This window comes from Frankia sp. CeTa3Moorea, assembly GCF_978021225.1.
On record NZ_CDXDOR010000140.1, the window covers coordinates 1 to 13,661 of the forward strand.

Sequence of the window (13,661 nt, forward strand, 5' to 3'; positions counted from 1 at the left end):
GGGGACAGCAGCTTACGGGTGACCGTCGCGGGGTGACCTGTCGTTGTCTTCCTCGCGGTGGCGAGGAGGTTGCCGGTGTTTCTCGGCAGCCACGCGCCGCGGCTCGACGACAAAGGGCGGCTGACGCTGCCCGCGAAATTCCGTGACGAGTTGGAGAGGGGGCTTGTGATCACCAAGGGGCAGGAACGCTGCCTGTACGTCTTTCCGATGGCGGAGTTCACCCGGATCAGCGAGTCCCTCCGCACTGTTCCGGTTACCGCAAAGGCATTGCGTGACTACAGTCGGGTGTTTTTCTCCTCGGCCGCGGACGACGTGCCGGACCGGCAGGGGCGGATCACGATTCCGGCTCCGCTGCGGTCCTACGCGGGCTTGATGCGCGACTGCGTGGTCAATGGGGCCAACACTCGGATTGAGATCTGGGATGCCCAGCGGTGGCAGACCTACCTGGAAAGCCAAGAGGAGAGCTTCGCCGAGCTGTCCGAGGAGGTCCTGCCCGGAGTGATCTGAGCTGCCCCGGGTTCATGGATCCGGGTGCTCCGCGGGCTCGCCACGCGCACCGTCCCTTCCGGCTGTCCCTTCCCCGGCGGCCGGCATCCGGGACGTACGCGAGGGCGGTCGACCTCGGTCACCCGACCCGGGCCCGCCGCCCGGTGGCTTCCGCCGATGAAGCCCCCATGCCCGTCAGTACATCTGAAGACGAGGTCCACGAGCGGTCGAGGGAGGCTCAGCACTGAACGCCACACATACGCCTGTGCTGACCGACCGTGTACTGACTTTGTTGGCCCCGGCCCTGCGGGTATCCGGAGCGATCGTGGTGGACGCGACGGTGGGTCTCGGTGGGCATGCCGCGGCTGTGCTCACGGCCTTCCCGCACGTACGGCTGGTGGGGCTCGACCGCGACCCCGACGCCTTGGAGCGCAGCGGCGAGCGGCTGCACGGGCTCGCCCCCGGCCGGGTGGAGCTCGTCCACGCCGTCTACGACGAGGTGGCCGAGATCCTGGACCGGCTCGGTCATCCGGTGGTGCAGGGCGTCCTGTTCGACCTCGGCGTGTCGTCGTTGCAGCTGGACACGGACGACCGTGGGTTCGCCTACTCCCGGGACGCGCCGCTGGACATGCGGATGGACCAGACGCGGGGCAGGACGGCCGCCGACATCCTCAACACCTACGATGCCGACGCGCTGACCCACATCCTGCGGGAATACGGCGAGGAGCGCTTCGCCCGCCGCATCGCCGGTGCGATCGTCCAGGCCAGGGCCGTCGCCCCGTTCGTCGCCTCGGCGCGGCTCGCCGATCTGGTACGCGACGCCATCCCGGCGCCGGCCCGGCGGACCGGCGGCAATCCGGCGAAACGTACCTTCCAGGCGTTACGTATCGAGGTCAACGCCGAGCTCGACGTGCTCGCCCGGGCGTTGCCCGCGGCCTTCGACGCGCTGGCCGTGTCCGGCCGGCTCGTCGTCCTGTCGTACCACTCGCTCGAGGACCGGCTGGTCAAGCGGCAACTGCGCGGCTATGCGGAGGCCTTGGTCCCGCCGGGCCTGCCGGTGGTGCCCGAGGGCGCGGGCCCCAGGCTGCGCTGGTTGACCCGAGGTGCGGAACCGGCGAGCGAGACCGAGAAGGCCGAGAACCCGCGGGCGGCCTCCGTCCGCCTGCGTGCCGTCGAACGTACCGCGCCGAACCCGGACCACACCCGGAAACCGACCGGAGGTGCATCGTGACCGCTCCCGCGCAGCCGCTCTCCCGCGCCGGGCGTTCCGCCCCCGCGCGGACCGGCTCTGGGCGGACCGGCTCCGGGCGGCCCGACTCCGGGCAAAGGGGCGGTGGGCGGACGACAAGCGCCCCGACCTCCTCGACGGGGCGGCCCGCGGCCCGCTCGGCCGGCGCGACCGCTCCGGCCATCGACCCGCAGCCGCGCCGGGCGCCGAGCCGGGCGCGGCTCGCGGTGGTCCGGCCGGCGCCGGGCGGGGGCCGCAAGGGTCCCTTCGTCGTGCTGCTGCTGCTCCTGCTGGGCGCTGGTCTGCTCTGCCTGCTGCTGCTGAACCTGGCGTTGATGGAGAACTCGTTCCAGGCCAACACTCTGCGCAATCGGGCGTCCGCGCTGGCGGACGAGGAACAGTCGCTGTCGGTGCGTGCCGACCAGCTCTCCGATCCGGCGTCGCTGGCCGCGCAGGCCTCCCGCTACGGCATGATCCCCGGCGGGGTACCGGCATACCTTCCGCCGGGCGCTCCGCTGCCCGTTGGTTCCCGGACCCTGGCCCGGGAACCGGGCAGCGGATCCGTCCTCATCGTCGTGCCCGCATCGCCCGGCCCGAGTCCGGCCGGCGGTCCCGGGAAGACCGGCGGTCCCGGGAAGACCGGTCAGCCAGCGGCCGGCGCGACGGCGGGTGGCACCACCGGTGCCGGCGGAACCGCCCACGCCCGCCTTCCCGCCACCGGGACGGACGGTGCCGCGCCCAATGGTGCCGCGCCCAGTGGTCCGGCGGCCGGTGGTGCCGCGATCGGGGCGGCGGGAAAGGCCGGAGCCGGGCAGTGAGCTCGACGCCCCCGGGCTCCCCCCGGCGCGGTCGCGGACGGCTACGCCTTGTTCCTCCACCGCCATCCTCCGTGTATGGCGGTCGGTTGCGGCGGGATGTCGACGATCCGGGTCGGGGGGCCGGCGACGGGCCCGGTGCGGACGAGTACGGCGACGAGGACCACGACGGCCGGTATCCGGACGGCCGGTATGCGGGCCGCCGGTATGTGGGCCGGCGTCCCGGTCGGGTCAGCCGGCCGCGGCACCCCCGGGTCCGTCGCGCCTACCGGCTGGGCAGCCCGCGCCGGCGGCTGCGGGTGTCCATCGTGCTCATGTGCGCGGTCCTCGGTGTCCTCGGGCTGCGCCTGACCCAGCTGCAGGGTTTCTCCGCCTCCACCTACGCGGCCCAGGCCGAGGCCCAGCGGCTGCGGACCATCGTGCTGCCCGCGGCGCGCGGCGCCATCACCGACCGGGCGGGCCACACGCTCGCGCAGCACGTCGAGCTGCGGGCCGTCTACGCGAACCCGACGAACGTCAGGGACATCGCGGGGACGGCCGCGAAGCTTGCGCCGGTCCTCGACGACAGCACCGAGGCGTTGCGCAGACGGCTCACCACCGACCCGGCCGACCACATCAAGTTCGTCTACCTTGCCCGCGGGCTCACTCCGGACGTGGCGGAGAAGGTCAGCGCCCTGGGGCTGCGCGGTATCGGCATCACCGAGGAACGCGGACGCACCTACCCGTCCCGCGAACTGGCCGCGAACGTCATCGGGTTCATGCGGCACGGCGATGGTGACATCCTCGAGGGCGGCGGCGGGCTGGAGCTGGCGTATGACAAGGTGCTGCGCGGTACCGACGGCCTTCGCCGGCTGGAGGCGAACCCGGCGGGCATCGAGATCCCCTCGGGCCAGAGCCGCGAGAAGGACCCGATCCCGGGTTCCTCGCTGCGCCTGACCCTCGAGCGGGACATCCAGTGGAACGCTCAGAACGCGATCGCCGACGCGGTCCATACCTCCGAGGCCGACGGCGGCATGGTCGTCGTGATGGACCCCCGCACCGGGGACATCCTCGCGATGGCCGACTCGCCGCAGTTCGACCCGAACAACATCACCGCCCGGGACACCCCGGCGCTGGGCAATCGGTCCACGCGGGACGCCTACGAGCCCGGCAGCGTCAACAAAGTGATCACGATGGCCGCGGCGCTGGACCGCGGTCTGATCACTTCCGAGACCCCGATGACCATCCCGCCTTCCATCACCCGGGGCGGGGTACGCATCGAGGACTCCGAGCCGCACGGCGTCGAACATCTCACCGCCGCTGGCGTCCTGGCCCGCTCCAGCAACATCGGCACCGTGGAGATCTCCGAGCGGGTCGGGCGGATCGGGCTGGAGCAGACGCTGCGCTCGTTCGGGCTCGGTGCCCGTACGGGCCTGAACTTCCCCGGCGAGGGCACCGGCCTGCTGCCGGCCGCCCGGGACTGGTCGGGCAGCCAGGCCGCCACCATTTCCTACGGGCAGGGCATGTCGGCGACGGCGCTCCAGATGGCCTCGGTGTACGCGACCATCGCGAACGGCGGTGTTCGCGTGACCCCGCGGCTCGTCGACGCCATCACCGGTCCGGACGGCGTCGTCAAGGTGATTCCCCATCCGCCTGGTCAGCGCGTCGTCAGCGCGCAGACCGCGGCCACGCTCACCCGGATACTCGAGGCGGTGGCGACGAACGAGGGCACGGCGCCGCTCGCCGAGGTTCCCGGTTACCGGGTGGCCGGCAAGACGGGCACCGCCAAACGGCCCGACCCGGTGCACGGCGGTTACCAGGGCTACGTTCCCTCGTTCATCGGGTTCGCCCCGGCGGATGATCCGCGGGTGGTGGTGGAGATCGTCCTGGACAACCCGAAGAAGGGTTACTTTGGCGGTCAGGTCGCCGCGCCCGTGTTCCAACGTGTCATGTCCTTCGCGTTGACCACCCTCGGCGTGCCACAGCCGATCACCAGGCCCGCACCGCTCCTGCTCGACCTGGACAGATGATCGCGATCCGCGCCGGGACGTGGCGGGCGGGGAAGGCCGGCTGGACCACCGCCGTGCTCGGGCTCCCGTGGGGATGGCCGTGCCCGCCCCCACTAAGGTCGTGACCGTGACCTCTCCGGCACCTCGACCGGCTGCCCCGCCCGCGTGTAGCCTCGCCGATCTGCGCGCGGTGCTCGCGGCCGCGGCGCCCGTCCCGGAGCCGGCGGCGTTCGCGGATGCGGGACATTCGCCGTCGGGCACGCGTGCGGGCACGGACACGGACACGGACACGGACGTGATCGTGCACGGCGTCACCCACGACTCGCGTGCGGTCCGGCCGGGCGACCTCCACGCGGCACTGCCCGGTGCCCACGCGCACGGTGCGGCCTTCGCGGCCGCCGCGGTGGCCGGCGGCGCCGTCGCCGTGCTCACCGACGCCGAGGGCGCCCGCCGGATCGCGGCCGTGCCGGCCGGCCCCCCCGGGGGAGTCCCGGTGCTTGTCAGCGACGATCCACGGCGCGACCTCGCCCCGGTGGCGGCGAGGATCTACGGTGATCCCTCCGCGGCGCTGCGCCTGCTCGGCGTCACCGGCACCAACGGGAAGACGACCACGGCCTTCCTGCTCGACGCCGGGCTGCGCGCCGCCGGCCACACCACGGGCCTGATCGGCACGATCGAGACCCGGATCGCCGACGAACGGCTGGGCTCCGCCCGCACCACCCCGGAGGCGAGCGACCTGCAGGCCCTGCTCGCCACGATGGTCGAGCGTGGCGTGGGGGCCGCCACGATGGAGGTGTCCAGCCACGCGCTGGCCCTGCACCGGGCCGACGCCCTGCACTTCGCCGGGGCCGTGTTCACCAACCTCAGCCAGGACCATCTGGACTTCCACTCCTCCATGGAGGACTACTTCGTGGCGAAGGCGTCCCTGTTCGACCCGGCCCGGACCGCTGTCGCGGTGATTGGCGTGGCGGACCGGTGGGGCCGCCGGCTCGCCGAACGGCATCCCGGCGCGATCACGTTCGCCGTCGAGGGGCCGGCCGACTGGACGGCCCGGGACGTCTCCTACGGGCCGACCGGCACGCTGCTGCGCGCCGAGGGCCCGGACGGGCTGCGGGTGGATCTGTCCGTGCCGCTGCCCGGTGCCTTCAACGTCGCCAACGCGCTCGGCGCGCTGGCGCTGCTCGTCGCCGTCGGGGTCCCCCCGGCCACGGCGGCGGCGGGGATCGGCTCCCTGCCCGGGGTGCCCGGCCGGATGGAGCGGGTCGACGCCGGCCAGCCGTTCCTGGCCCTGGTCGACTTCGCGCACACCCCGGGCGCGGTCACGACGCTGCTAGAGACGGTTCGCCCGCTGGTGAAGGGCAGGGTCATCGTCGTGCTCGGCTGCGGTGGCGACCGCGACCGCGGCAAGCGCCCGTTGATGGGGGCTGCCGCGGCGACACTCGCCGACATTGCGATCTTCACGAACGACAATCCGCGCTCGGAGGATCCGGCGGAGATCCTCGCCCAGATGCTCGCCGGGGTCACGGCGCTGTCGGCCACGGACTCGGCTACGGACTCGGCTACGGCTACGGTCCTGGTCGAACCGGACCGCGCCGCGGCCATCGCGGCCGCCGTGGCCGAGGCCGGGCCTCAGGACGCCGTCGTTGTCGCCGGCAAGGGTCATGAGCCGGGCCAGGAACAGGCGGGGGTGGTGACCCCTTTCGACGATCGGGTCGCCCTGCGCGCCGCGCTCTCCTCGGTGGAGAGGAGATGATCCCGCTGACCCTGGCCGAGGTCGCATCGGCGACCGGCGGCCGGCTCGACGCGGTGCCCGACCCGGGCGTCACGGTGCGTTCGGTCGTCGTCGACTCCCGCGAGGTCCGCGACGGCGCCTTGTTCGTCGCCCTGGCCGGCAGCCGGGTCGACGGGCACGACTTCGCCGCCGCCGCCGTCGCCGCCGGCGCGCCCGCTGTGCTCGCCGCCCGGTCGGTGGGCGAGCCGGCCGTCATTGTCCCCGATCCGCCTTCGGCGCTCGCCGCGCTCGCCGCGCACGTCCGTGACCTGGCCGCCGCCACCGTGGTCGCCGTGACCGGGTCGGCGGGCAAGACGACGACCAAGGACCTGCTCGCCGACGTGCTGGCCGGGCTCGCCCCGACGGTGGCCGCGCCCGGCTCGTTCAACAACGAGATCGGACTGCCGCTGACGCTGCTGCGCACCGAGCCGGACACGGCGTTCGTCGTCTTGGAGATGGGTGCCCGCGGCCCGGGGCACATCGCCACCCTCTGCGCGGTGGCCCGCCCGGCGGTGGGGGTGGTCCTCAACGTCGGCAGTGCCCACCTGGGCGAGTACGCCGACGGCCGGCTGGGGATCGCCGCGGCCAAGGGCGAGCTTGCCGAGGCCGCGAGCGAGGCCGTCGTGCTCAACGCCGACGACCCGCTGGTCGCGGCGATGGCGGCTCGGACGACGGCCGAAGTGATCACTTTCGGGGAGGGCGGACGGGCCGACGTGCGGGCCGGTGCCGTCGATGTCGACCGGCTGGGCCGCGCCTCGTTCGACTTGCTGGCGTACGGCGAGCACCACCGGGTGACCCTCGGGCTCGCCGGCGCGCACCAGGTGCCGAACGCGTTGGCCGCGGCGGCCGTCGCGATCCGGCTGGGGCTGTCCCCGGACCGGGTCGCCGCGGCGCTGTCCGCCGCCCGCCCGCGCAGCCGGTGGCGGATGGAGGTGACCACCACTGCGGCCGGGGTGGTGGTCGTCAACGACGCCTACAACGCGAACCCGGAGTCGATGCGGGCGGCGCTGAAGGCGTTGGTGGGCATGCGGGGGAAGGGCCGGGCGTTCGCGGTGCTCGGTCCGATGGGGGAACTCGGTGACGCCGCCGCCGCCGAGCACGACGTGCTCGGCCGGTTCGCGGTCCGCCTCGGGGTCGATCGACTGATCGCGGTGGGTCCGGCGGCCCGCCGCATCCACCTGGGCGCCTCGCTGGAAGGCTCCTGGGATGGGGAGTCGGTGGAGGTGACCGACGCCGACGAGGCGGTGGCCCTGGTGGCCGCGCAGGCCGGACCGGACGACGTGGTACTGGTCAAGGCCAGCCGGTCCTTCGGTCTGGAACGCGTCGCCGAGGCGTTGGTGACCAGATTCGGCGTCCTCGGCGCCGGGATCGAGGGGACATGACGGCGGACGGCTGGCTCCACACACGCGGACCCGCGCGGGTGACGCACGCGTGAGAGGCGTTCTTATCGCGGCCATGGTCGCGTTGGTCGTGTCGTTGCTGGGCACACCCTGGGTGATCCGGCTCTTCCGCCGGCAGGGATACGGCCAGGAGATCCGCGAGGACGGGCCGTCCAGCCATCTGACCAAGCGGGGCACCCCCACGATGGGGGGCACCGTCATCATCGTCGCTACCCTGGCCGGGTACTTCCTGGCCCACCTGGTGACCGGTATCGGGTTCACCGCGTCGGGTCTGCTCGTGCTGATGGTGATGACCGGACTCGGCCTGGTCGGCTTCCTGGACGACTACATCAAGATCCGTAAGCAGCGCAGCCTCGGGCTCACCGCCCGGATGAAGTTCACCGGGCAGGCCGCGGTCGCGATCGTCTTCGGCCTGCTGGCCGTCCGGTTCAAGAATGACGCCGGGCTGCTCCCCGGCTCGACGTACATCTCGATCGTGCGGGACACGAGCTTCTCCGTCGGCATCATCGCCTTTCCCCTGCTGGCCTGGATCATCATCGCCGCGACCTCTAACGCGGTGAACCTCACCGACGGCCTCGACGGCCTCGCGGCCGGCACCTCGGCGATGGTGTTCGGCGCGTACGTCATCATCTCCTTCTGGCAGTTCGGCAACCTGTGCGAGCCGCACGCGGCCGAGGCGGGCTGTTACCTCGTGCGTGATCCCCTTGACGTCGCGCTGGTCGCGGCGGCGGCGATGGGGGCCTGTTTCGGGTTCCTGTGGTGGAACGCCAGCCCGGCGAAGATCTTCATGGGGGACACCGGGTCGCTCGCGCTGGGCGGCGCCTTCGCCAGCATCGCGATCGTCAGTCGGACCGAGCTGCTTCTCGTCGTCCTCGGCGGCCTGTTCGTCATCGAGACCCTGTCCGTGATGATCCAGGTCGCGTTCTTCAAGGCGACGAGGAAACGCGTGTTCAACATGGCGCCGATCCATCACCATTTCGAGCTCGCCGAATGGCCCGAGACGACGGTGATCATCCGATTCTGGATCGTCTCGGGACTCGCGGTGGCCTTCGGCCTGGGCCTGTTCTACGCGGAGTTCCTCTCCCACGGAGGTGGCTGACGCCATGACGGGCGACGGCCAGGGCCCGGGCGACCTCGCGACCCCGACCTCCTGGGCGGGTCTGCCCGTGCTGGTCGTCGGGATCGGGGTCTCCGGGCTTGCCGCGGCTCGGGCACTGCTTGCCCGCGGCGCGCGGGTCCGGGTCGTCGACGCCGACGACTCCCCACGTCACCAGGGTGCGGCCGCGACGCTGCGGGCGCTCGGGGCCGAGGTGGACCTCGGCGGCCTGCCGGCCGATCCCGGGGACAGCACGCTGGTCGTCACCTCGCCCGGCGTCCCGCCGACGGCCCCGCTGATCATCGGGGCGGCCGGCGCCGGGATCCCGGTCTGGGGGGAGGTGGAGCTCGCCTGGCGGTGGCGGGGTGGGAGCCGGTGGCTCGCCGTCACGGGAACGAACGGCAAGACGACAACCACCGAGATGCTCGGCGCGATGCTCGCCGCCGGTGGCCGGCGATCCACCACCGCCGGGAACATCGGGACCCCGATCGTGGACGCGGTCGCCGCCGAGCCGCCCTACGAGACCCTCGCGGTGGAACTGTCCAGCTTCCAGCTCCATTACACCCACACCATGGCCCCCCTCGCCGCGGCCGTGCTCAACGTCGCCCCCGACCATCTCGACTGGCACGGGGGCGCGGCGGCCTATGCGGCGGCGAAGGCGAGGATCTGGCGTCGTCCCGGGACGACCGCGATCGGCAATGCCGACGACGCCACCAGCGCGGACCTGCTCGCCGCCGCTCCGGGGCGGCGGGTCCTGTTCGGTCTCGACCCGGCGGCCCGGCCGCGGCCCGGCCTGACCGTCGTCGACGGCCATCTCGTCGACGACGCCTTCGGCGGCGGGCGGCTGGTCGCCGTCCGCGACCTCGCGCTGACCAGCCCGCACATGATCTCCAATGCGCTGGCCGCCGCCGCGCTCGCCCGCGCCGAGGGCGTTGGCCCGGCCGCGATCGGCACGGCGCTTGTCGCCTTCCGGCCCGGCGCCCACCGCAACGCCGAGGTGGCCGTCATCGACGGGGTCCGCTGGGTGGATGACAGCAAGGCGACGAACCCACACGCCGCTGCCGCGTCGCTGGCCGGCTACCCCTCGGTGGTGTGGATCGCGGGCGGCCTCAACAAGGGCCTCGCCTTCGACGATCTCGTCCGCGACGCGCGCCGGGTGCTGCGCGCCGCGGTCCTCATCGGGCGCTGCGCTGATGAGATCGCCGCCGCTCTCGCCCGACACGCCCCCGATGTCCCCGTGGAACGGGCTGACGGCATGGACGATGCGGTGAAGGCTGCGGCGGCGTTCGCGACCACCGGTGACACGGTGCTCCTGGCACCGGCCGCGGCCTCAATGGACATGTTCCGGGACTACGCGGCGCGCGGAGATCTGTTCGCGGCGGCGGTCCGCGCACGAGAGGGGTAACCGTGGCGGGGTCGGGAGCGTCGTCGCCGCCGTCCACCGGAACGTCGGCGCGGCCCGCGCGGCCCGCGCGGGCGGCGCGGGCGGCGCGAGGGCCCAAAGCCGTGCGAACCGGCTCCGCGGCCGAGCCCGACTCCGCCGGCGGGGGAACCGGCGCGGCGGACGGGGCCGAAGCACGGCTGCCGCTGCTCGACCGGCCGTTGGCGTCCTACTACCTGCTGCTGTCCTCGGCCGGTCTGCTACTGGTGCTCGGCCTGGTCATGGTCCTGTCGGCGTCGAGCGTGCGCTCCTACGCCGACTCCGGCTCCTCCTACACGCTGTTCATCCGGCAGGCGATCTGGGTCGCGATCGGTCTGCCGGTGGTCGCCGTTGCCTCCCGGCTGCCCGTGCGGGTCTTCCGCGCCTTTGCCTACCCGTTGTTGCTCGGGACCGTGCTGATGCTGATGGTGGTGCTCATCCCGGGTATCGGCAGCGTGCGCGGTGGCGCCCGTCAGTGGATCGTCGTCGGGCCGATTACGATCCAGCCCAGCGAGTTGGCGAAGATCGCCCTTGTGCTGTGGTGCTCGGATCTGCTGGTCCGCAAACGGCGGCTGCTGTCCGACCCCAAACACCTGCTCGTTCCGCTGGTCCCGGTGTTCCTGTTCATCGACCTGCTGCTGCTGCTCGAACCGGATCTCGGCGGGGCGATCTGCGTGACCGTCGTGCCGTTGACCGTGCTGTGGGTGATCGGTACCCCGATGCGCCTCTACACCGGGATCCTGGGATTGATGGCCGCCGCGGCGGCGGTCCTCGCCGTGGTCGAGCCCTACCGCATCCGGCGCCTGCTGTCGTTCACCGATCCGTTCGCCGACGCGCACGGCGACGGTTTCCAGGCTGTGCAGGGCATCTATGCCCTGTCGACCGGCGGCTGGTGGGGGGAGGGCCTCGGAGCCTCCCGGGAGAAGTGGCCGCAGTTACTGCCCGCGGTGCACACCGACTTCATCCTCGCGATCATCGGCGAGGAACTCGGGCTGGTCGGCAGCTTGGTGGTGGTGGGTCTGTTCGGTGTGCTGGGATACGCGGGACTGCGGATCGCGCACCGTTGTGACGAGCTGTTCGTCCGGCTCGCCGCCGCAGGGGTCACCGCCTGGATCCTCGTCCAGGCGATGGTCAACATGGGTGCCGTCGTGGGTCTGCTGCCGATCACCGGCGTCACCCTTCCGCTGGTGTCGTTCGGTGGCTCCGCGTTGCTGCCGACCCTCGCGGCCCTCGGCATGCTGCTCTCCTTCGCCCGGTCCGAGCCGGCCGCGGCCGAGTTCTTGTCCCGACGGGCCGAGGAACGCCACGCCGCGCGTCTCGCCGCGGCCGGCCGGCGCCGCCAGCGCTGGCGGCGCCGCCGCCGGGGCCGCCGACCGGACCTCGGCCTCGTACCGGTCGACGGCGCGCGGTCGGGTCCGGTGGATCCGGTGCCGGAGCCCGGATCGGGGCGTTCGTCGGGGCGCATATCATCCCGCGTGCGGGCCCGGGTGACCGGGACCGGGCTGCCCGGGAGACGGCGTGATGTGTCATCGTCTTGACCGATGTTGCGAAGCGTAGTGCTCGCCGGCGGCGGGACAGCCGGCCACGTGGAACCCGCACTCGCCGTCGCGGACGCGCTGCGGGCGACCGACTCCCGGGTGCGGCTGACCCTGCTCGGCACCACGACCGGTCTGGAGGCGCGCTTGGTGCCCGCCCGGGGCCATGAGCTGGCGACGGTGCCGAAGGTCCCGATGCCGCGCCGCCCCACCCCGGCCGTGTTCAAGCTGCCCGCCCGGTTCTTCGACGCGATCCGTCAGGCAGGGGAGACCCTCGACCGGGTTCGGGCGGACGTGGTCGTGGGGTTCGGTGGATACGTGTCCGCGCCCGCGTACCTCGCCGCCCGGCGCCGCGGCATCCCGATCGTGGTGCACGAGGCGAACCCGCTGCCGGGGCTGGCCAACCGGCTCGGCGCCCGGCTCACCCCGTTCGTCGCCACGTCCTACCCGAGCACGCCCCTGCGCGGCGCGACGCTCACCGGGATCCCGCTGCGGGGGGAGATCCTCACCCTTGACCGTTCCCCGGCCGCGATGCGGGCCGCCCGGGCGCGCTACGGGCTCGACCCACACCGGCCGACCCTGCTCGTCTTCGGCGGCTCGCAGGGCGCCCGCTCGCTCAACCAGGTGATGACGGCGGCGGCGCATCCCCTTGCCGCCGCCGGGATCCAGGTGCTGCACGCGACCGGGCCGAAGAACTTCGACGAGGTCGCCGCGGCGCTGCCCCTCGACCTGCCCACGCCGTACGAGCTGCGGCCGTACCTCGACCACATCCCCTCGGCCTATGCCGCGGCCGACATGACCCTGTGCCGGTCGGGCGCGATGACGTGCGCGGAACTCGCCGCGGTGGGGCTCCCGGCGGTCTACGTCCCCTTGCCGCACGGCAACGGTGAGCAGCGCCGCAACGCGCTGCCGACGGTGGAGGCCGGCGGTGGTCTCCTCGTCGAGGACGCCGAGCTCAGCGCGTCCTGGCTGCTCGAGAACGCGCTGCCGGTGCTCATCTCCGCCGAACGGCTGGCGAAGATGTCGGCCGCCTGTGCCGGCAGCGGCCATCCCCAGGCCGCCGCCGCGATCGTCGCCATGATCCGGGACGCCGCCGCCACCCGGCGGCGATCCCGCCCGCGGCACGCGGCTCCTTGACCGCTCCGCCGTCGCTGACCGCTGGGCAGCCAGGGGGCGCCCAACGCTGGCCGGTCACCGCAGCGTGACCAGCACGACCACCGGGATCTCCCGTTCCACCTGCTCCTGGTGGCCGCGGATTCCCGGCATCGTCTCGACCAGTGCCTCGTAGAGCCGCTGCCGCTCGTCCCCGGTGGCGGTCGACGCCTCGGCCTCGAATCGGTCGGTGCCGAGCTCCACCACGACTTTCGGCTCGGCCGTCAGGTTCTGGTACCAGTCCGGATGCCGCGGGGCGGCCATGTTGGACGCGAAGACGACGATGCGGCCGGGACCGCCGTCCACGACGTACCCCAGCGGGGTGGTGTGCTCCTTCCGGCTGCGCCGTCCGGTCGTCGTCACGAGCACCAGCCTGGAACCGGGCAGCGTCTTCTCCAACGCGCCGCCAGTCGCCCGGTACTCGGCGATCACGGTCTGGTTGACCGCCCTGACGTCGAAGCCAGGTCTGCGCGGGTCCTGCGTGTCGGCCATCGTCTCGATCCTCACCTGTCGCCGCCGGCCATGCCGGCGGGGGCGTGTTGCGGCAGTCAACCATCGACGCCGGGCAACAGCCGGCAGGATCATCGCCCGGGACGTCGCGCCGACGTTACCGGGCCCGCGGCGCGGCGCCGCTTTCACGCCGGGGAGGAGACGCCGTCTCACAGGCATCGGATGGCACTTCTTTGTATGAGAAAATTGAAGCTTTTCTTATTTTCGACAGTACCCCACCGCCGTTTGGACGGCCGTGGGGGAGTCGCAACCACGTATCC

Annotated in this window: 11 protein-coding genes; 10 read left to right on the plus strand and 1 reads right to left on the minus strand. The window is 72.8% G+C overall.

The window, feature by feature from the left end; genetic code table 11:
- The first annotated feature begins 75 nt into the window (after window positions 1-75).
- The 10 genes from mraZ to murG all read left to right on the plus strand — a co-directional run bounded on the left by mraZ (window position 76) and on the right by murG (window position 12,876).
- On the plus strand, window positions 76-507 hold the full coding sequence (mraZ, locus tag AC08OV_RS19620) for a division/cell wall cluster transcriptional repressor MraZ (protein WP_476614816.1): 432 nt from the start codon (window positions 76-78) through the stop codon (window positions 505-507).
- A gap of 223 nt (window positions 508-730) precedes the next feature.
- Entirely contained in the window at window positions 731-1,717 is a 987-nt protein-coding gene (gene rsmH, locus AC08OV_RS19625; protein WP_462203247.1) for a 16S rRNA (cytosine(1402)-N(4))-methyltransferase RsmH, read from the plus strand.
- Window positions 1,714-2,532 carry a cell division protein FtsL gene (gene ftsL, locus AC08OV_RS19630; protein ID WP_476614817.1) on the plus strand — a complete coding sequence of 273 codons (819 nt, stop codon included), beginning with the start codon at window positions 1,714-1,716 and terminating at the stop codon, window positions 2,530-2,532. The genes rsmH and ftsL overlap by 4 nt, the downstream gene beginning before the upstream one ends.
- An 86-nt stretch (window positions 2,533-2,618) precedes the next feature.
- The gene (locus AC08OV_RS19635; RefSeq protein ID WP_476614818.1) at window positions 2,619-4,538 is read left to right on the plus strand and encodes a peptidoglycan D,D-transpeptidase FtsI family protein; all 1,920 of its coding nucleotides are present in this window, start codon (window positions 2,619-2,621) and stop codon (window positions 4,536-4,538) included.
- 73 nt (window positions 4,539-4,611) lie between these two features.
- A complete protein-coding gene (locus AC08OV_RS19640; protein ID WP_476620081.1) occupies window positions 4,612-6,270 on the plus strand; it encodes a UDP-N-acetylmuramoyl-L-alanyl-D-glutamate--2,6-diaminopimelate ligase in 1,659 nt (552 codons plus the stop codon).
- Window positions 6,267-7,670 carry a UDP-N-acetylmuramoyl-tripeptide--D-alanyl-D-alanine ligase gene (locus AC08OV_RS19645; RefSeq protein ID WP_476614820.1) on the plus strand — a complete coding sequence of 468 codons (1,404 nt, stop codon included), beginning with the start codon at window positions 6,267-6,269 and terminating at the stop codon, window positions 7,668-7,670. The genes AC08OV_RS19640 and AC08OV_RS19645 overlap by 4 nt, the downstream gene beginning before the upstream one ends.
- A 49-nt stretch (window positions 7,671-7,719) precedes the next feature.
- Window positions 7,720-8,787, plus strand: coding sequence for a phospho-N-acetylmuramoyl-pentapeptide-transferase (mraY, locus tag AC08OV_RS19650; RefSeq protein WP_462188191.1), 1,068 nt, complete (start codon window positions 7,720-7,722; stop codon window positions 8,785-8,787).
- 4 nt (window positions 8,788-8,791) lie between these two features.
- A complete protein-coding gene (gene murD / locus AC08OV_RS19655; protein WP_476620082.1) occupies window positions 8,792-10,189 on the plus strand; it encodes a UDP-N-acetylmuramoyl-L-alanine--D-glutamate ligase in 1,398 nt (465 codons plus the stop codon).
- A gap of 101 nt (window positions 10,190-10,290) precedes the next feature.
- Entirely contained in the window at window positions 10,291-11,742 is a 1,452-nt protein-coding gene (ftsW, locus tag AC08OV_RS19660) for a putative lipid II flippase FtsW (protein WP_476615803.1), read from the plus strand.
- Between the two features lie 3 nt (window positions 11,743-11,745).
- Window positions 11,746-12,876 (plus strand): undecaprenyldiphospho-muramoylpentapeptide beta-N-acetylglucosaminyltransferase, encoded by a 1,131-nt coding sequence (gene murG, locus AC08OV_RS19665; protein WP_476620083.1) that lies wholly within the window; start codon window positions 11,746-11,748, stop codon window positions 12,874-12,876.
- 54 nt (window positions 12,877-12,930) lie between these two features.
- Here murG and AC08OV_RS19670 read toward each other — a convergent pair whose 3' ends face one another.
- Window positions 12,931-13,383: a nitroreductase/quinone reductase family protein gene (locus tag AC08OV_RS19670; RefSeq protein ID WP_476615801.1), complete on the minus strand. Its 453-nt coding sequence runs from the start codon at window positions 13,381-13,383 to the stop codon at window positions 12,931-12,933.
- Window positions 13,384-13,661 lie beyond the last annotated feature (278 nt).

Coding starts and splice junctions, on each gene's coding strand:
- murG (WP_476620083.1), top strand. CDS start 11,746: ATGTTGCGAAGCGTAGTGCTCGCCGGCGGCGGGACAGCCGGCCACGTG.
- AC08OV_RS19645 (WP_476614820.1), top strand. CDS start 6,267: ATGATCCCGCTGACCCTGGCCGAGGTCGCATCGGCGACCGGCGGCCGG.
- AC08OV_RS19670 (WP_476615801.1), bottom strand. CDS start 13,383: ATGGCCGACACGCAGGACCCGCGCAGACCTGGCTTCGACGTCAGGGCG.
- murD (WP_476620082.1), top strand. CDS start 8,792: ATGACGGGCGACGGCCAGGGCCCGGGCGACCTCGCGACCCCGACCTCC.
- AC08OV_RS19640 (WP_476620081.1), top strand. CDS start 4,612: ATGGCCGTGCCCGCCCCCACTAAGGTCGTGACCGTGACCTCTCCGGCA.